Source organism: Novosphingopyxis sp. YJ-S2-01, assembly GCF_016093175.1.
Taxonomy (GTDB): domain Bacteria; phylum Pseudomonadota; class Alphaproteobacteria; order Sphingomonadales; family Sphingomonadaceae; genus Novosphingopyxis; species Novosphingopyxis iocasae.
In genome coordinates, this window is the sequence record NZ_JAEDAI010000001.1 from 1,620,443 (window position 1) to 1,638,935 (window position 18,493).

Annotated in this window: 17 protein-coding genes and 1 riboswitch; of the genes, 11 read left to right on the top strand and 6 right to left on the bottom strand. The window is 63.7% G+C overall.

Annotated features, from left to right (window positions below; genetic code table 11):
* The first annotated feature begins 54 nt into the window (after window positions 1-54).
* The 9 genes from ftsZ to I6A82_RS07995 all read left to right on the top strand — a co-directional run bounded on the left by ftsZ (window position 55) and on the right by I6A82_RS07995 (window position 10,776).
* Window positions 55-1,578: a cell division protein FtsZ gene (gene ftsZ, locus I6A82_RS07955; RefSeq protein WP_198094433.1), complete on the top strand. Its 1,524-nt coding sequence runs from the start codon at window positions 55-57 to the stop codon at window positions 1,576-1,578.
* A gap of 117 nt (window positions 1,579-1,695) precedes the next feature.
* Window positions 1,696-3,606 (top strand): hypothetical protein, encoded by a 1,911-nt coding sequence (locus I6A82_RS07960; protein ID WP_198094434.1) that lies wholly within the window; start codon window positions 1,696-1,698, stop codon window positions 3,604-3,606.
* 5 nt (window positions 3,607-3,611) lie between these two features.
* On the top strand, window positions 3,612-4,772 hold the full coding sequence (locus I6A82_RS07965) for a deoxyguanosinetriphosphate triphosphohydrolase (RefSeq protein WP_198094435.1): 1,161 nt from the start codon (window positions 3,612-3,614) through the stop codon (window positions 4,770-4,772).
* A gap of 47 nt (window positions 4,773-4,819) precedes the next feature.
* A riboswitch (glycine riboswitch) is annotated at window positions 4,820-4,914 on the top strand.
* A 169-nt stretch (window positions 4,915-5,083) separates the two neighbouring features.
* Window positions 5,084-6,274 (top strand): glycine cleavage system aminomethyltransferase GcvT, encoded by a 1,191-nt coding sequence (gcvT, locus tag I6A82_RS07970; protein ID WP_198094436.1) that lies wholly within the window; start codon window positions 5,084-5,086, stop codon window positions 6,272-6,274.
* A gap of 1 nt (window position 6,275) precedes the next feature.
* Window positions 6,276-6,647, top strand: coding sequence for a glycine cleavage system protein GcvH (gcvH, locus tag I6A82_RS07975; protein ID WP_187335833.1), 372 nt, complete (start codon window positions 6,276-6,278; stop codon window positions 6,645-6,647).
* A 101-nt stretch (window positions 6,648-6,748) separates the two neighbouring features.
* Window positions 6,749-8,107, top strand: a complete 1,359-nt coding sequence (gcvPA, locus tag I6A82_RS07980) for an aminomethyl-transferring glycine dehydrogenase subunit GcvPA (RefSeq protein WP_198094437.1) — start codon at window positions 6,749-6,751, stop codon at window positions 8,105-8,107.
* On the top strand, window positions 8,104-9,675 hold the full coding sequence (gcvPB, locus tag I6A82_RS07985; RefSeq protein ID WP_198094438.1) for an aminomethyl-transferring glycine dehydrogenase subunit GcvPB: 1,572 nt from the start codon (window positions 8,104-8,106) through the stop codon (window positions 9,673-9,675). The genes gcvPA and gcvPB overlap by 4 nt, the downstream gene beginning before the upstream one ends.
* Before the next feature lies 1 nt (window position 9,676).
* Window positions 9,677-10,138 carry an ABA4-like family protein gene (locus I6A82_RS07990; RefSeq protein ID WP_198094439.1) on the top strand — a complete coding sequence of 154 codons (462 nt, stop codon included), beginning with the start codon at window positions 9,677-9,679 and terminating at the stop codon, window positions 10,136-10,138.
* A 17-nt stretch (window positions 10,139-10,155) separates the two neighbouring features.
* A complete protein-coding gene (locus tag I6A82_RS07995) occupies window positions 10,156-10,776 on the top strand; it encodes a DUF938 domain-containing protein (protein WP_232343355.1) in 621 nt (206 codons plus the stop codon).
* Between the two features lie 18 nt (window positions 10,777-10,794).
* On the opposite strand, the gene I6A82_RS08000 is transcribed toward I6A82_RS07995, so the two are convergent.
* Window positions 10,795-11,724, bottom strand: coding sequence for a DMT family transporter (locus I6A82_RS08000; protein ID WP_332310946.1), 930 nt, complete (start codon window positions 11,722-11,724; stop codon window positions 10,795-10,797).
* Between the two features lie 49 nt (window positions 11,725-11,773).
* On the opposite strand from I6A82_RS08000, the gene I6A82_RS08005 reads away from it, so the two are divergent.
* Window positions 11,774-11,998, top strand: a complete 225-nt coding sequence (locus I6A82_RS08005; protein ID WP_187335837.1) for a hypothetical protein — start codon at window positions 11,774-11,776, stop codon at window positions 11,996-11,998.
* Window positions 11,999-12,015: 17 nt separating this feature from the next.
* Here the strand turns inward: I6A82_RS08005 and I6A82_RS08010 are convergent, their stop codons facing one another.
* The gene (locus tag I6A82_RS08010) at window positions 12,016-13,545 is read right to left on the bottom strand and encodes a CpaF family protein (RefSeq protein WP_187335838.1); all 1,530 of its coding nucleotides are present in this window, start codon (window positions 13,543-13,545) and stop codon (window positions 12,016-12,018) included.
* Window positions 13,546-13,662: 117 nt separating this feature from the next.
* Between I6A82_RS08010 and I6A82_RS08015 the strand changes: the two genes are divergently transcribed.
* On the top strand, window positions 13,663-14,604 hold the full coding sequence (locus I6A82_RS08015) for a DMT family transporter (RefSeq protein ID WP_232343357.1): 942 nt from the start codon (window positions 13,663-13,665) through the stop codon (window positions 14,602-14,604).
* Here the strand turns inward: I6A82_RS08015 and I6A82_RS08020 are convergent.
* From I6A82_RS08020 to atpD, 4 genes are all read right to left on the bottom strand, one after another.
* A complete protein-coding gene (locus I6A82_RS08020) occupies window positions 14,601-16,166 on the bottom strand; it encodes a glycosyltransferase family 39 protein (RefSeq protein WP_198094441.1) in 1,566 nt (521 codons plus the stop codon). The two genes, I6A82_RS08015 and I6A82_RS08020, sit on opposite strands and share 4 nt — an antisense overlap.
* An 87-nt stretch (window positions 16,167-16,253) precedes the next feature.
* Window positions 16,254-16,517, bottom strand: coding sequence for an ATP synthase F1 subunit epsilon (locus tag I6A82_RS08025; protein WP_198094442.1), 264 nt, complete (start codon window positions 16,515-16,517; stop codon window positions 16,254-16,256).
* Window positions 16,518-16,541: 24 nt separating this feature from the next.
* Entirely contained in the window at window positions 16,542-17,012 is a 471-nt protein-coding gene (locus I6A82_RS08030) for a hypothetical protein (RefSeq protein WP_198094443.1), read from the bottom strand.
* 6 nt (window positions 17,013-17,018) lie between these two features.
* Entirely contained in the window at window positions 17,019-18,485 is a 1,467-nt protein-coding gene (gene atpD / locus I6A82_RS08035; protein ID WP_187335842.1) for a F0F1 ATP synthase subunit beta, read from the bottom strand.
* Window positions 18,486-18,493: the final 8 nt, after the last annotated feature.

Sequence of the window (18,493 nt, forward strand, 5' to 3'; positions counted from 1 at the left end):
GCCAAGTAACAGCAATGTCATGACAGGGCCGATCGGCCGAGGGGACCTTAAACGATGAGTATCAATATCGGACCGCCCTCCGTGGACGAATTGAAGCCGAAAATTGCCGTGATCGGCGTGGGCGGCGCAGGCGGCAATGCGATCGCGAACATGATCGCCGCCAATGTCGAAGGCGTCGATTTCGTCGTCGCCAACACCGACGCACAGGCGCTGAACAGCTCGGTGGCCGAACATCGCATCCAGCTGGGCCCGGACATCACGCAGGGTCTTGGTGCCGGTTCGCGCCCCGAAGTCGGCCGCGCTGCCGCCGAAGAGACGCTGGACCAGGTCAAGTCCGCGCTGGAAGGCGCGCATATGTGCTTCATCGCCGCCGGTATGGGCGGCGGTACCGGTACCGGCGCCGCACCGGTGATCGCGCAGGCCGCGCGTGAAATGAACATCCTGACCGTCGGCGTTGTCACGAAGCCCTTCACCTTCGAAGGCACGCGCCGCATGCGCTCGGCCGATGCGGGGATCGAGGAGCTGCAAAAGAATGTCGATACGCTGATCGTCATTCCGAACCAGAACCTGTTCCTGGTCGCCAACCCGAACACCACGTTCAAGGAAGCCTTCCTGCTGGCCGACGAAGTGCTGCAGCAAGGTGTGCGCGGGATTACCGATCTCATGGTCATGCCCGGCCTCATCAACCTCGACTTTGCCGATGTTCGCTCGGTGATGCACGAGATGGGCAAGGCGATGATGGGCACCGGCGAAGCAGAGGGCGATGGCCGTGCGCTGGAAGCAGCGGAAAAGGCGATCGCCAATCCACTGCTCGACGGTGTGTCGATGCAAGGTGCCAAGGGCGTCATCGTTTCCATCACGGGCGGCGAGGATATGCGCCTCATGGAAGTGGACGAGGCCGCGAACCACATTCGCGAGCTGGTCGATCCGGATGCGAACATCATCTGGGGTTCGGCATTCAACGAAAATCTGGACGGCAAAATTCGCGTGTCCGTGGTAGCCACCGGCATCGACAGCGAGGGCAGCAACGCCGCGCCGAGCCGCAGCTTCGCCTTCCCGAACTCGCGTCCCGCCCAGGCGGCGGCTCCTGAACGGACCGAAGCGCCTGAACCGGCTGCCGAAGAACCTGCTCCGCGCAAGGACGTTTTTGCGGATGTGCCGCAGCCGCAGGCAGAAGCGCCGAAGGCGGAAGAGCCGCTCGACCTGTCTTCCGATCAGCAGGCAGATGAGCCCGTGGCGGAAGAGCCCACTCCTGCGCCCGAAGCCAAGCCGATCTTCGGCCGCCGCGAAGAGCCGAAGGCAGTAGAAGACACGCTCGAACTGAGCGGTGGTACTGCACCGGAAGCCGAGAAGGACGAGGAAGCTGCGCCGAAGCCTGTGCTGCGTCCCGGTGGCAGCGATGCGCCTGCGCGCCCGGCACCGCGCATCGGTAGCGGTGGCGGCGGTACGCTTTTCGAACGGATGTCCAACCTCTCGCGTGGTCTGGGCAAGGAAGAAGATTCGCAGGAATCGGACGGCGATGACGGTGATCCGCTGAATATTCCACGGTTCCTGGGGCGCCAGAACAACCAGCGCTGATACCGAATGGTGGCGGAGGCAATCTGGGTTGCGGTTCAACCGGCGCCTCCGTCGCCTCGCCGCCTTGCGGGGCCGGATGATTTGCATGCCGGCCCCGAACACGCGATATAGCATCACATGAAAGCACTCTGGATTTCCGCGGCGATGGCTCTGCTCGCCGTGTCCGCTCCTGCCGCCGCACAGGATTATGGTGATGATCAGGCGGCCGCCACCGAACTGCGTAATGCGATCGAGCGGCTGGCACGCTCGCCCACCGACGGGGATGCGCTTCTCGATGCGGGCAATGCCGCGCTGATCCTGCGCGATTATGACAGCGCGCTGCGTTTCTTTTCGCGGGCCGAGGCGATCCAGCCTTCGAGCGGGCGGGTGAAGGCCGGGCTCGCCACTGCGCAGCTCTACAACGAAAACCCGGTGGAGGCGCTGAAGCTCTACGATCAGGCAATCGCACTCGGCATATCGGAACGCTCGATCGCGGCGGACCGTGGCCTGGCCATGGATCTCGTCGGCAACAACGCGCAGGCGCAGGCCGAATATGCGCTCGGGTCCACGGCGATCAGCACCGATAATCTGATCATTCGGCAGGCGGTATCGTTCGGCCTGTCCGGCGATCAGAAGCGCGCCGAAGCCTTGCTCAACCCGCTCTTGTCGCAAAACAACCCGCTCGCCTGGCGCGCGCGAGCCTTCATCCTGGCGTCCAATGGCGATGTGTCGGAAGCAACCCGGATCGTGCGCGGATTTCTCGATGCCCGCTCGACCGCGGCCATGCAGTCCTATCTCGAACGCATGCCGCAGCTTACCCGCGCGCAGCAGGCGGCGGTGATCCATTACGGGCATTTTCCCGCCGACGCGCAGGTGGGCCGGGACAGCGCGGCGGTGCGTGCAATCGCCTCCGCCAACAGCGCAGCGCGTCCCGGCGCGGCGACGCAGGACAGCGGGCTCATCCCGTCCGGTGAGCCTTTGGGCCGACGCACCCGCACGCGCGCAGAGGCATCGGTACCGGCCAAGCCCACGCGTGCGGAACGCCGTGCTGCCGCGCAGGCCCAGCGCCAGGCAGCACGTACGGCCCGCGCTGCCACCGCGCCGCGCGAATTGCCGGCGGTTGCGACGCGCACTGCTGCGCCGGCGCAGGCCCGGACTGCCAATGCAGCGCCCGCGCCCAGCGAGCAATCGGCCGTTTCCGCGGAAACTTCCATGGCTGCGCAGACCAGCACGGCGGGCGAGCTTCCCGCAATTTCTCAGCCCGTCGCGACCAGCGCGGCGGCTGCGACGCCGCCACCTGCCGGCGAGGTACAGACCGCGGAGGTTGGGCCTGGCTTCGAAGCGCTCGGTAATCCAGAAGGACTGGCGGAATGGAACGCCCAGCAGAGCGCTCCTGCTGCCGCGACTGCGCAGCCCACGGTTGTCGCATCGATCGATAGCAATGAACCGGCCTCCGCGCCGCAGGCCGCTGTCGCCGAGACGGCAGGCAGCCGCGAAAGCCTGAACGCCATCGTTCGCGCCATCGATATTCCGGCACAGGAGCGGACGCGCAACGTCTTCGCAGACGATCTTGCGCGCTTGGAGCAGTACAAGAATGCCAAGCCGCTCGGCCCCGCGCCGACCGAGAGCAAGGCGGCTGAACCGTCACCTTTTGCCAGCCTCAAGAAGATCCCCGAGGGTGCCAAGCCTCTGGACGCGGCGGACAAGAAGGCCGCCAACAAGGTGGAGAAACCGGCTGCCTCCTCGACCAAATCGGCAGAGAAGAAGCCGGCGGCGAAGGAAGAGCCTGCGCGCAACTGGGTGCAGATCGCCACGGGCGCCAGCGGCGCGATGAAAGGCGAATATCGCCGCCTGTCGCGCGGCAAGACCGAACTGTTCAAAGGGCAGAAGGGTTGGACGTCTCCGTTCAAGACACAGGAGCGCCTTCTCGTCGGACCATTCGATTCGATCGGCGCTGCACGCGACTGGCTGAAGAAATTCCAGGACGCCGGCGGCGACGGTTTTGCATGGAACAGCGGGGCGGGAACCGCCGTCACGCCGCTGCCCTGACGATTATGACCGGGGCGAGCTATGCCAGCGATCCGGCGGCCAGCCGTGGGCGCCTTCATGCCGAAGAAGGCGGGCTGCTGCGCGGCCCGCGCGATCCGTTCCAGCGAGACCGCGATCGGATCATCCACTCGATCGCCTTCCGCCGCCTGCGCCACAAAACGCAGGTGTTCGTATCACCCGATGGCGATCATTTCCGCGTTCGGCTCACCCACAGCCTGGAGGTGGCGCAGATCGGGCGAACCATCGCCCGCGCGCTGGGGCTGAACGAAGATCTGACCGAAGCGCTCTGTCTTGCTCATGATATCGGCCATCCGCCCTTCGGACACGTAGGGGAGGATGCGCTGCAGGCGGCGCTCGAAGGGCATGGCGGGTTCGATCACAACGCGCACACCATCCGTGTACTGACCGAGCTCGAATCTCCTTATCCGCGCTGGAACGGCCTCAATCTCGGCTGGGAGTTGCTGGAAGGTCTGGCCAAGCATAACGGCCCGGTGGCGCAGCCGAGCTGGGCGCTGGCGCAGGCGAATGCGGCGTTCGACCTTGAACTGGATCGCTGGCCCTCGCTGGAAGCGCAGGTGGCGGCGATTGCGGACGATATCGCTTATGACAATCACGACATCGACGACGGCATCCGCGCCGGCATTCTGTCGGTCGAGCAGCTGACCGAGCTGCCTTTCGTCGCGCAGCGCTGGGCCGCCATTCAGGAAAAGTTCGCGGACGTTCCGGCCGATCGCCTCGTCTCCGAACTCGTTCGCCAGCAGATCGGTGCGATGGTGAACGACGTGATCGAGCGTGCCCGCGCCAATATCGCCGCTGAGCGGATCGAAAGCGTGGCCGATGTGCGCGGCGCGGGCAGGGTGCTCGCGGAATTCTCCCCCGCAATGACCGAGCGGGAGCGGACGCTGAAGAAGTTCATGTACGCCAATCTCTACCATCACCGGACGCAATTGCGTGCGGCGGAGGCGGCGCGGCGCATCGTGGCCGATCTGTTCGCAGCATACCGTGCCGATCCGTCGCTGATGACGGGCGGCTGGGCGGAGAGTGTTCCGGCGGAAGAGCCCGAGCGCAGCCGGCACATCGCCGATTATCTGGCGGGTATGACCGACCGCTTCGCCGAGACCCAGGCCCTGCGCATATATGGGGATAAGCCGCGCGGGGCCGATTGACTCCGCGCGCTGCATGCGTCACTCCGCGCTTGCTACCGCTTTCAGCGGACGTCGCTACGGGAGAGCACCGGCCATCACGGCTCGGTCACCGAAGGAGCAACCGCCCCGGAATCTCTCAGGTCAGTCGGACCGTAGCGATGGATCAGGCACTCTGGAAAGCGCACGCTCCCTATGGGGCGCGCCACCGAAGGGGTAAGCGTGGACAGGCAAAGGCCGCCCGCGAAAGCTCTCAGGTTCCGTGACAGAGGGGGTAGGTGGGTGCGCCGTCATCGGCGATCCGTCTGCATTCGACCCCTTGGAAGGAGCCGGCGATGAGCGAAGAACAGGACGATATCGAACAGCCCGAAGAGCCGCAGACGCTGCCGCTCGATGCCTGGCATCGCGCCGCGGGCGGGCGGATGGTGCCGTTCGCCGGCTATCACATGCCGGTGCAATATGAAGGCATCATGGCCGAACATCTGTGGACGCGCGAGAGCGCGGGATTGTTCGACGTCAGCCATATGGGGCAGGTGCTTCTGACCGGCGAGGACGTGGCGGGCGCGCTCGAAAAGCTGTTACCCGGCGATCTGCACGGCCTGAAGGCGGGCCGCATGCGCTACTCGCTGCTGCTAGCCGAAGATGGCGGCATCCTGGACGATCTGATGGTCACCCGGCTGCCCTCCGCCGAGGCGTTCGGCGGCGAAGGAGGCAACAGCGAACCGAATGGCGGCGAGGCTTTTTACATCGTCGTCAACGGCGCGGTGAAATATGACGATATCGGCTTCATGCGCGAGCATCTGCCCGATGAAGTGACGATCAATCATCTGGAAGATCACGCGTTGCTGGCGCTGCAGGGCCCGGCAGCCGGCGAGGCGCTGGCGGAAATTCTGAGCGGTACCGATCAGCTTTATTTCATGCAGGCAGCTGCGTTCGACTGGGATGGCGTGCCGCTGTGGATCAGCCGTTCGGGCTATACCGGTGAGGATGGTTTCGAGATCAGCCTACCCGCAAGCGAAGCCGAGCGCTTCGCGTCGGCGCTGACCGCACTGGATCAGGTGAAACCTGTCGGTCTCGGCGCGCGCGATTCGCTGCGGCTCGAGGCGGGTTTGCCGCTTTACGGACATGACCTGACGCCCGAGACCACCCCGATGGCGGGCGATCTTGGTTTTGCGCTGTCCAAGCGGCGGCGCGAAGAGGGCGGTTTCCACGGCGCCGAACGCGTGCTCGGTGAACATCGCGACGGCCCGGCCACCAAGCGCGTCGGCATTCGCGTCGAAGGGCGCCAGCCGGTGCGCGAGGGCGCCGAGGTGGTGGACGCAGACGGCACGGTCGTCGGTCATGTAACCAGCGGCGGACATGCCCCGACGCTCGGCACGCCGATCGCGATGGCTATGGTGCCCGCGGCGCTGGCTGAGCCGGAAACGCGCATCATTATTCGCCAGCGCGGCAAGGATTTCACGGGCACGGTTGCCAAAATGCCCTTCGTCCCCCAGCGCTATCGCCGACCATCGAAAGGGAGCTGAGATGAAACGTTACTTTACCGAAGATCATGAGTGGATCGCCGTCGAAGGCGACGAGGCGACGGTCGGCATCACCGATTATGCGCAGCAGCAGCTGGGCGATGTGGTGTTCGTCGAAGTGCCGGACAGCGGCGCGATGCTGAAAAAGGGCAATGACGCCGCCGTGGTCGAATCGGTGAAGGCGGCGTCCGATGTCTATGCGCCTGTGAGCTGCGAAGTGCTGGAAGGCAATGACGCGTTGGGCGATGAGCCGGGGCTCGTCAACTCGGACCCGGAGGGCGAGGGCTGGTTTTTCAAGCTGCGCTTGGAGAACAAGGATGAACTGGACGACCTGATGGATGAGGCTGCGTACAAGGAATATGTCGCAGGCCTCTAGAATTTAACGAAAACCGAAGTCCTGAGTTTGTCGACCGGCGTTTTTCGAACACGAGAGACGGCATTCGACAAGTTCGGGGCTCACGGGCTTTGGGAGCATTCATGCGCTATCTTCCGCAAACCGATCATGACCGCGAAGCCATGCTGGCCCGTATCGGCGCCAGCTCGATTGACGACCTGTTCGTTGACGTGCCCGAGGAGGCAAGGCTCGACGGGCCGATCCAGGACCTGCCGATGCACGCCAGCGAAATGGCAGTGGAGCGGCATATGTCGCGGCTAGCGGCGCAGAATCTGGCGGCGGGCAGCGGCCCGTTCTTCTTGGGCGCGGGCGCCTATTGCCATCATGTTCCTGCCAGCGTCGATCATCTGATTCAGCGCGGCGAGTTCCTGACAGCCTATACGCCCTATCAGCCCGAAATCGCGCAGGGCACGCTGCAGGTCCTGTTCGAATTCCAGACGCAAGTTGCCCGCCTGTTCGGCATGGATGTGGCCAACGCCTCGATGTACGACGGCTCGACCGCCTGCTGGGAAGCGATCACCATGGCGCGGCGCGTCACCAAGCGCGCCACTGCGCTGGTAAGCAGCGGCGTCCATCCGCATTATGTCTCGGTCGCCAAGACCATGGCGCGCTTTACCAAGGACAAGATCGTCTACCGTGCGCCGGAACTGGAAGCCGGCACCGACTGGGCCGAGCTGGCCGAGCAGGTGGACGGCGATACCAATTGCGTGGTCGTGCAATATCCCGACATCCTCGGCCGGATCGAGGACATGCGCGCGCTCGCGAAAAAATGCGCCGAGCACAAAGCGCTGCTGATCGCGGTCGTGACCGAGCCGGTCGCGATGGGCGCGGTCGTATCGCCCGGTGAAATGGGCGCCGACATCGTCGTGGGCGAGGGGCAGTCGATCGGCGTCGGCCTGCAATTCGGCGGTCCCTATGTCGGCCTGTTCGCCTGTAAGCAGAAATATGTGCGCCAGATGCCTGGACGCCTGTGCGGCGAGACGGTGGACGCAGACGGCAAGCGCGGCTTCGTGCTGACGTTGTCCACGCGCGAACAGCATATCCGCCGCGAGAAGGCGACGAGCAATATCTGCACGAATTCAGGGCTTTGCGCTCTGGCCTTCTCAATCCACATGACGTTGCTGGGCGAAAAAGGCATCCGCCAGATTGCTGCGATCAATCATGAAAAGGCGGTGATCTGCGCCAACCGGCTTGCCAAAATCCCTGGTGTCCGTGTGGTCAACAATCTGTTTTTCAATGAGTTCGCAATCGAACTTCCTAAAGACTCGCGTGAGATCGTGCGCGATCTGGCGGACCAGGGCGTGCTCGCGGGCGTATCGCTGAGCCGCCTTTATGCGGATGAGCCGGGCCTCTCCAAAGGGTTGCTCGTCGCGGTTACCGAGATGGTGGACGAAGAGGATATCGAGGCGCTGGCCAAGGCGCTGGAAGGAGCACTGGCATGAGCATGAACAAGCAGGGCCGCCAGACGCAGCCGCGTGATGGCGCCGCCTCCAATCCGCATCCCACCGCCACCGGCAACCGTGCGCTGATGCTGGAAGAGCCGCTGATCTTCGAAATCGGCGACAGCGAGCGGACCGGCGTCGATTGGCCTGCCGATTGCTGGGGCGAATCGCGCCTGGGTGATCTGGCGCGCAAGGAGCCGTTCGACCTGCCCGGCCTCTCCGAACCGGAGACGATCCGCCACTACACCCGGCTTAGCCGTCAGAATTACGGCATCGATCTGGGCCTCTTCCCGCTCGGCAGCTGCACGATGAAGCACAATCCGCGGCTCAACGAGAAGGTCGCACGGCTGCCCGGTTTTGCGGATATCCATCCGCTGCAGCCGGTGGCCAGCGTGCAGGGCGCGCTCGGCGTTATTCACGAGCTTGCCGACTGGCTGAAGAAACTGACCGGCATGCCCGCCGTCGCGATGAGCCCCAAAGCGGGCGCGCATGGCGAGCTGTGCGGCATTCTTGCGATCCGTGCAGCGCTCGAAAAGCGCGGCGATGCGCGCGAGGTTATCCTGGTTCCAGAGAGCGCGCACGGCACCAATCCCGCCACCGCCGCCTTCGCCGGCTATGCGGTGGAAGATATTCCGGCGACCGAGGACGGCCGTGTCGATTTCGATGCGCTGGTCGAACGGCTCGGCCCGGACGTTGCGGGCGTCATGATTACCAACCCCAACACCTGCGGCCTGTTCGAGCGCGACATGAAGCGCATTTCGGATGCGGTCCACGCGACGGGCGGCTTCGTCTATTGCGACGGCGCCAACTTCAACGCCATCGTCGGGCGCGTGCGTCCGGGCGATCTCGGCATCGACGCGATGCACATCAATCTGCACAAAACCTTCTCCACGCCCCATGGCGGCGGCGGTCCAGGTTCTGGCCCTGTCGTGTTCTCTGAAGCGCTGGCGCCGTTCGCGCCGTTGCCTTTCGTCGAGCAGGCGAAGGACGGCAGTTTCCGCTTGGTCGAGGAGGAAACCGCCGAGGATCATCACGCCGATAGCTTCGGCCGGATGACGGCATTTCACGGTCAGATGGGCATGTTCACCCGCGCGCTTGCCTACATCATGAGCCACGGTGCGGACGGCCTGCGCCAGGTTTCCGAGGATGCGGTATTGAACGCCAACTATGTTCTGCGGTCGATGGAAGACATGCTCGAAGCGCCGTTCGCGAAGAGCGGCCCGTGCATGCACGAGGCGCTGTTCAGCGACAAGGGCGTGGCCGAGGGCTTCTCCACCGTCGACATCGCCAAGGCGCTGATCGACGAGGGTTTCCACCCGATGACCATGTATTTCCCACTGGTGGTCCACGGCGCGATGCTGATCGAGCCGACCGAGACCGAGAGCAAGGCCGGGCTGGACGAGTTCCTCCATGCCCTCCGTTCGGTGGTGGAACGGGCGAAGGCGGGCGACGAAAGCCTGCACGGCGCGCCCTATCATGCGCCGCGCAGCCGCCTCGACGAGACCATGGCGGCGCGTAAGCCCGTGCTGACCTATGAGAAGCCGGAAGAGGCGATCGCGGCGGAATGATATGAGCTGGGAGACGCTCTTCTCGCTCACCAATATCCTTGCGCTGGGCGGCTGGGCATTGCTCATCTTCGTGCCGCGCGCGCCGCTGACCTTTTCCGCGATTACCTATCTGGGCGTCGGTCTGCTCTGCCTGATCTACGTCGTCGGTCTGGGCGGCCTTTTGAGCGGGCTGATCGATCCGGGCGGTCCAAATGTGCCGCTGACCGACTATAGCGTTGCGGGCCTGCAGGCGGCGATGTTCAAGAATCCGGGCGGCACGGTGATCGGCTGGACGCATTATCTCGCGTTCGATCTGTTCATCGGCATGTGGATTGCGCGCGACGCCGATGCGAAGGGCTTCGGCCGGATCTGGCAGGCGCCGATTCTGCTGCTCACCTTTCTGGCCGGCCCGCTGGGGCTGCTGATCTGGCTGGCGCTGCGTGAACCGGCCGCGCGCAGGGCCCAGCCGAGGGCCAAGAAATGAGTGGCCCGGAGCCGTGGATGCCCGAACCGGGCGAGGCGCAGGGCAAACAACATGCGCCCGCCACGCTGCGCAACCGCGCCGCGATTGCCGAGCTGCTGGCCGAATGGCTGCCGGAAACCGGCCGCGTGCTGGAAGTGGCCAGCGGATCGGGCGAGCATATCGTCTATTTCGCCAGCCATTTTCCAGCGCTGCGCTGGCAACCGAGCGATCCCGAACCTGCGGCGCAGCGCTCGATCGCCGCCTGGACAGGCGAGGCGCGACTGGCGAATGTCGAGCCGCCGATCGCGCTCGATGCGCGCGCCGAGCATTGGGATGTCGCCCGCATCGATGCCGTCCTCTGCATCAACATGGTCCATATCAGCCCATGGGAAGCGACCGAGGGCCTATTCGCGGGTGCCGGGCGCCTGCTGCCGCCAGCCGCTCCCTTGATCCTCTACGGTCCGTTTCTGGAAGCCGACGTCGAAACGGCGGACAGCAATCTGTCCTTCGACGCCTCACTCAAGGCTCGCGATCCGCGCTGGGGCCTGCGCGATCTGGGCGAGATAACCGCGCTGGCACAGCAGTACGGATTTGAGAGGCCAGACCGTCGCGCGATGCCTGCCAACAATTTAATGCTGCGGTTCGTGCGGGAAGCTTAGACCCCCGCGCGTTCGCGATCAGCGCACCGGCGGCCGGATCGCCGCAGCGCGGCGTGCCAGTCGGTGTTCGCGCCAGACGATATAAATCCCGCTCGCGATAATCAGCGGAGCGCCGAACCATGTGGCCGTGGCGGGGATTTCTGCGAACAGCCAATAGCCGTAGAGTGCGGACCAGATGAGGCCGGTATAGTCCATCGGCAGCACGATCGCGACGGGCGCCATTCGCAGCGCACCGGTCAGGCAAAGCTGACCGATCGCGCCGAGCAGGCCGATCCCGGCAATGATCGCCCAGGTCAGCGGATCGTGAACCGTTCCGATGAACAGCATGGCGATGCCCAGCGGCAGAAGCGATGTCAGGCTGAACCAGAACACGATGGTCAGCGTCGGCTCCGTCCGGCCGAGCTGCCGGATCTGGATCGTCACCGCCGCCGTCATCAGCGCGCCGAATACTCCGGCCGCCACGCCCAGAGCAGGAAGCGCGCCGCCGCCGGGCTGCACCACGATCAACACGCCGATGAACCCGACGACCACCGCGCTCCAGCGGTGGCGGCCGGTCGGCTCTTTGAGCACCAGCGCGGCGAGAACGGTGGTAAGGATCGGCACGGCGAAGAAGATCGTCGTCGCCTCGGCCAGCGGCAGCAGCGTCATGGTCCAGAAATTCAGGCTCATGGCGGCGATACCGAGCAGCATCCGCACGCCGTGGCCCAGTGGCCGATGGGTGCGCAGGCTGCTCCAGCGGCCGCTGCGGGCCAGCATCAGCAGGATGGCCGGCACCGCAAACAGCTGCCGATAGAACACGCTTTCGAAAATACTCACGCCGCGCGTCTGGGCCAGCTTTACCAGCGCCAGCATGGCAGAAATCGCGGCCATCGAGACCAGCCGCAGCGCCGCCCCGGCGATCGCGCGCTGTTCGGGCTGCTGGTCGGTGAGGGATGAGGGCGCGGTCACCTCGCCGCCCTAGAGCAGGCTCGGCTTCGATCAAACCTTGAAACCGGCCATGCCATCCGCATCTGTACCGCCGATGGAGCTATTCAGCTGGAACCCTTGGGCGCTGGTCGCCGCAATCGCGCTCGGTCTGTTACTGATTTCGATCGTGGGCGATCATCGGCGTCGGAAGCGCCGCGATTTCAACCGACCGGGCTTCATGCCCTGGCCGTTTATCACGGTGATGAGCGGGATCGTGTTTCTGTTCGGTACCGCGCTGGCAATCAAACTCGGCTGAAAGGAGTTGGAGCCGGTCTAGAGGCAGGCTTCCAGATAGGGCTGGTCGAACCCGAACTGCTTGGCCTTGTCCAGCGTATAGGGACGAAGGCCCGAACTGGCATATTCGCCCACGATCATACCTTCGGCATCCTCGTCCAGATAGTTGAACTTGAACAGATCCTGCGTCACGATGACGTCGCCTTCCATGCCGATCACCTCCGTGATCTGCGTGGTGCGGCGGCTGCCGTCGCGAAGGCGCTTCACCTGCACGATCAAATCGACCGATTCGGCGATCTGGCGGCTGATCGCCTCTTTCGGAATCTTGATGTCGCCCATCAGGATCATGTTCTCCATACGCGCCAGGCATTCGCGCGGGGAGTTGGCGTGGAGCGTACACATGGAGCCATCATGACCCGTGTTCATGGCGGCGAGCAGATCGAAGCACTCGCTGCCGCGAATTTCGCCCAGAATGATACGATCAGGGCGCATACGCAGCGCGTTCTTGACGAGATCGCCGATCGTGATGGCACCGTCGCCTTCCAGGTTCGGCGGACGGGTTTCGAGCGGCAGCCAGTGCGGCTGCTGCAGGCGAAGTTCGGCTGCGTCCTCGATCGTCAATACGCGCTCGCCGGGATCGATCATCTTGGACAGGGCGTTCAGCATCGTCGTTTTACCGGAGCCGGTACCGCCGGAAATCACCACGTTCATGCGGCTGGCGCCCGCGATCTTGAGCGCGGTGCACATCTTCTCGTTCATCGATCCGTAGCCCTTCAGCATATCGAGCGTGATCGGCTTTTCGGAAAATTTACGAATGGAGATGGCGGTGCCGCGAAGGCTCAGCGGCGGCACGATGACGTTGACGCGGCTGCCGTCCTTGAGGCGCGCGTCGGCCAGCGGCGTGGTCTGGTCAACGCGGCGGCCGACCTGGTTCACGATGCGCTGCGCGATCTGGAAAAGATGCTCCTCATCGCGGAACTGGGTGGGGGCGAGGGTAAGCTTGCCCTTCTTTTCGATGTAGGTCTGGAACGGGCCGTTCACCATGATGTCCGATACATCCGGATCGGACAGAAGCTCTTCCAGCGGACCGAAGCCCAGAAGCTCATCGACCAGCACCTTTTCCAGCGCGAACTGTTCACGCCGGTTCAGCGTGAGCTTCAGTTCGGCCAGCACCTCCAGGATGATCGGCCGGAATTCCTCGGTCAGCTCTTCCTTGTTGAGCGTAGAGGCGGCTTCCGGATCGACGCGTTCAAGAAGGCGCGGCAGCACCTGTTCCTTGATGCGGTGAACCGACGCTTCGAAGCCTTCGCCCTGTTTGCCGGTTTCGGAAACCGAGGTGGCCCGCTCGGTGAGCCGGTTCATGGCATCCATCGATGCGGTAGGCGGCGAGGTGCCGATATCCAGCGAATCGAGCGGCGGGAACTGTTCCCCACCCACAGGGGGCGCAGGCGGCGGGGGCGGCGGGGCATCAGTCCCGCGCGGGTGCGGTGCGCCGCCGCTCATCGGCCGTGCTACGCCGAAGCTGGGTCGCCCTCCGGAGGGGCCATTGCGTTTGCCGAAAGCGCTCATCGATCAATGCTCGGATATTGCGTCATGGATGACGGGAGCTAAGCGAAAAGGGTAAACAAATCCGAAAGCATATCGCGCTTTGCCAAGTCGATCCGCGCGTTCTAAAGCGCCGCGGTCATGACATCAGGATCATCCGGAAACCGCGACGATGCGCGCGCAGGCATGCTGTTCGCGCTCGTCGGATTCGCGAGTCTTTCTATCGGCGACGGCATAATCAAGTCGATCGCCGGGGAATGGCCGGGGACGGCCGTGGCCGCGCTGCGTTACAGCTTCGGTGCGATCGGTCTCGCGACAATTCTGTTCATGAAGGAGGGGCGCGCAGGATTTCGGCTGCCAATGTGGAAGGCGCAGGTCGCGCGCGGCTTCTTCGTGGCGATGGCAACGGTCTGCTTCTTCTCCGCCATCTTTCTCATGCCGCTGGCCGAAGCGACAGCAATTCAGTTCACCAGCCCCATGCTGACGGGCCTGCTTTCCGCCCTGTTGCTGAAGGAACGGGCTTCGAAACGGATCTGGATTGCCACTGTGGTGGCCTTTGCCGGCGTGCTGGTGGTGCTACGCCCCAATATCGCGCTGCTTGGCTGGGCGGCGCTGCTACCGCTCGGATCGGCCTTGGGCATGGCCTTCCTGATGATTTTTAACCGGAAGGTTTCAAACAGCGGTTCGGGTTTGTTGATGCAAGTGCTGGTGGCGGGGTTTGCCGCACCGTTCCTGATCCTGGCGGCCACCATCGGCCATTTCAGCGGCTTCGCGCCGCTGCAGGTCGGCTGGCCCGAAACGAGCGTGATCGCGCGCTGCGCCTTTGTCGCCGTGACGGCCAGCACCGCTCACTGGATCGTCTACACTGCGACCACCAAGGCTTCTGCGGCGACAATCGCGCCGATGGTGTATGTGCAGCTCATCATGGCGCTGGGCATCGGGATGATCTTCTACGGCGATTTTCCCGATGCGGTTTCGATCGCGGGGTCGGCGCTTATCGTGGCGGCCGGCCTGTGGCTCTGGCGCCAGCGCCAGATCAAGCCGCGCCGCGAAGTCCCGCCGATGGAAGGGACGCCAGATTAGCGTTGGCCGTCGACAAGGTCCCGGCGCGCATAGACCCTGATTACCCGCCAGCCGTGCCGCCGCCGCCCGATCATCCGGTAGTCGCTGCGCAGCGCAGTATCGAGCGCGCGCACATTCGCCTCGTTCAGGATCGGCACCACCTTTTTCTCCGCCGTGACGATGGCACCGGGGCGGCTGTTCAGGACGCGCTGCATCTCGGCAGCCGCGTCGATGCCAAGGCCGGTGCGTTCGACATCGTTGGAAAGATGGTCGGGGTAGACGTAGCTGGTGGGCAGGCAACTGTTCGACGTCAGATAGAGCGCTGACGGGCCATCGAAGACATACAGGCAATCGCGGCTAGGGCTGACATAGGGACGGATCATCGCGGTCAGATTAGCAATCGAAGCTTTGCGATCTGCGGTGTGCGACCAGGACGGCGTATCGCTGATCCAGAGCGGCCAGATCGTCAGCAGAAGCACGGCAAGGATGCCCGTCGCGGTGCTCCTGAGCAACGGCACCATCAGGACCGACAGCGTCAGGATGACGGGCATGAAATAGTACCAGTAGAAATTGCTGATCATGAGAAAGCCAGCGGCCGTGGCGATCGCCCAGCCGAGGAGGAACGGGGCATCGCGTCCGGCGACACCGCGCTCGCTTGCTAGCTTCACGAAGCCCAGAATGCCGCAGACAATCAGCGGCAGCCCTGCGATCAGAATGTAGGTTAGATTGTCGCTGACATGGTCCGACACCAGTGCTCCGCGGTCGAAAACCGACAGGAAGTTGGCGTAGAAGAAGGCATCGAAATGTCCGATCGCGAGATAATAGAGGCTGACGCCGATGGTCGGGAGCAGAGCGATCGCGACATAGGCGGCGCCAATGCCCAGCAGCTCCATCAAGGTCCGTTCACGGCGCAGGACCCAAAGGAAATAGCAGCCGAAAAATATGCCTTCCGGTAGCACGATATATTTGATCTGGATGGCAATACCCATCAGCACCATGGCTGCCGCGCCGTTTCGAATGCGGGCCTGAACATGGCTCTCATTTCCGGAGTGGAGTGCCAGAAAGGCGCAAAGGGCCGTCAGCAGATTGTAGAAGATGGCGGACTGTCCGCCGCCGCCGTTGAACGGCTCCTGCCAGATCACATAGAAAAGGGCCGGAAGCACTGCCGTCCAGCGCCCAACATAGCGGCAGCCTATTTTCCAGATGACCCAAGCGGTTGCCGCGGCGAAAAGCGCTGCCAGCACAAGGTAATCAACGAACAGGTCGCCCGGCCAAGCGGCTGCGAAGGCGTATATCAGGAACAGCCCGATCGGTTTGCGATCCCAGATGTCCACATAGGCAATGTCGCCATGGAGCAGACGCTCGCCGACCAGCAGATAGAAAGGCTCGTCGAAATCGACATCGGGATTGCCGAACTGCGATGCCCGGAAAGCCAGCGTGAACAACAGGATGAGAAGAAGCGGAGCGACGTCTAGCAGAGCACGGCCGGAAAGGCCGGTTTGCCAAGGCTTCTGCCGAGGAGCGTCCTCGATACCGACCGATCGGCCCGGAGCCTGAATATTCCCGGTGCTGGTTGTTTGCACAAAGACCTCCTCCATCGAGGATGGCTTTGAGCAAGTTATGCCTAATTTCGGATTAAGAGACCTGCATAGGCAGACAGGAACGGCGCTTTATTCGCCCGCCTTCTCCGCAAGTACCGTCAGGCCCTTATCGTTCACTTCGGCAAAACCACCTTCGATGCGAATCTTTTCCGGGGCGGCGCCTTCGGACTTGTAAATCGAGAGATCGCCGTCGCGGACCGTGGACATGAAGGGCGAGTGGCCGGCGAGGACGCCGAAATCGCCCTCGGCGCCGGGGACCACGACCATGTGCACATCGTCGGAGCGCACCAGCTTCTCGGGCGTCACGAGTTCGAAATGAAGGGTGCTGGCCATGGTTCAGTCTTCCGCGTGGTGGATTTAAGCGTCTGCCCGGCTGATATCGCCGCGCGGCTGCCCGTCCAAGTTAAAAAACAGGATGGCGGTGATCATGCCGCCGATGAAGTAGCCTGCCATCCAGAGAACGTCCGACCAGACATCGTGATAGCGAACCGTCTGCCCCGCCGCGAACTGCATGAAGGCGATGGCCACCATCGAGATCAGGAAGGGGATGAGCAGCCCGCGGCGTCCGCGCAGCATCAGCACCATCGATCCGAAATTCACCGCCACGAACGGAAAAGCGATGGCGTAAAGCCACCAGCCCGTGGATGGCTGGTTGAAGACCGCTGCCGCAAGATCGGCAAAGCCCGCGTCGAACAGCCGCCAGCTTTCGATCCGGTAGTGGTGAATCTCGAAAGCGGAGATGAGCAGGAAGTCCGCAATCCCCAGCCAAAGCAGCCGCTTCAGCCAGATGTCGGCGCGCCGATCGTTTGTCGATGAGCGCGCCGCCATGAGCGATCAGGCCTCTTCGGCGAGCTTCTTGCCCTTTTCAATCGCCTCTTCGATGCCGCCGACCATGTAGAAGGCGCTTTCGGGCAGATGGTCATATTCGCCGTCGACCACCGCCTTGAAGCTCTTGATGGTGTCTTCGAGCTGCACGAACTTGCCCGGGATGTTGGTAAACACCTCGGCCACGTGGAAGGGCTGCGAGAGGAAGCGCTGGATCTTCCGCGCGCGGGCCACCGTCAGCTTATCCTCTTCGGACAGTTCGTCCATGCCGAGGATGGCGATGATGTCCTGCAGGCTCTTATACTTCTGCAGCGTTTCCTGCACGGCGCGGGCGGTCTCGTAATGCTCCTGGCCCACGACGCGCGGCTCGAGCACGCGGCTGGTGGAATCGAGCGGATCGACCGCCGGATAGATGCCGAGTTCGGAGATCGCGCGGTTGAGCACGGTCGTCGCGTCCAAGTGGGCGAAGGAGGTGGCCGGCGCCGGATCGGTAAGGTCGTCGGCGGGCACGTAAATGGCCTGCACCGAGGTGATCGAGCCCTTGTTGGTGGAGGTGATGCGCTCCTGCAGCTGGCCCATGTCGGTGGACAGGGTGGGCTGATAGCCCACGGCCGAGGGAATGCGACCGAGCAGCGCCGACACTTCCGAACCCGCCTGAGTAAAGCGGAAGATGTTATCGACGAAGAACAGCACGTCCTGGCCCTCCTGATCGCGGAAATATTCCGCGATGGTGAGGCCGGACAGCGCCACGCGGGCACGCGCGCCCGGGGGCTCGTTCATCTGGCCGTAGACCAGCGCCACTTTGGAGCCCTCGGAAATCGCTTCGCCCGCCTCGTTCTTGGCGATGACGTTAGCGTCGAGAAATTCGTGATAGAGATCGTTACCCTCGCGGGTACGCTCGCCCACTCCGGCGAACACGGAGGTGCCGCCATGGCCCTTCGCGATGTTGTTGATCAGCTCCTGAATGAGCACGGTCTTGCCGACGCCCGCGCCGCCGAACAAGCCGATCTTGCCGCCCTTCGCATAAGGGGCGAGAAGGTCGATCACCTTGATGCCGGTGACCAGAATGTCGCTCTCGGTCGACTGGTCGATGAATTCCGGTGCTTCGGCGTGGATCGGCGCGGTGGCCTTCGCGTTGATCGGACCGCGCTCGTCGATCGGCTCGCCGACGACGTTCATGATGCGGCCGAGCGTTTCCGGGCCGACGGGCATACGGATCTGCGAGCCGGTGTCGGTCACATTCTGGCCGCGGGTAAGGCCATCGGTGCCGTCCATCGCAATGCAGCGCACGGTGTTCTCACCGAGATGCTGGGCGACTTCGAGGACGAGGCGCTTGCCGTTGTTATCGGTTTCGAGCGCGTTCAGGATCTCCGGCAGTTCATTGTCGAACTGCACGTCGACGACGGCGCCGATCACCTGGCTGATGCGGCCGACATTGTTGGTCGTCGCGGGTTTTTCTTGAAGCTGGGTAGCCATATCCGGTC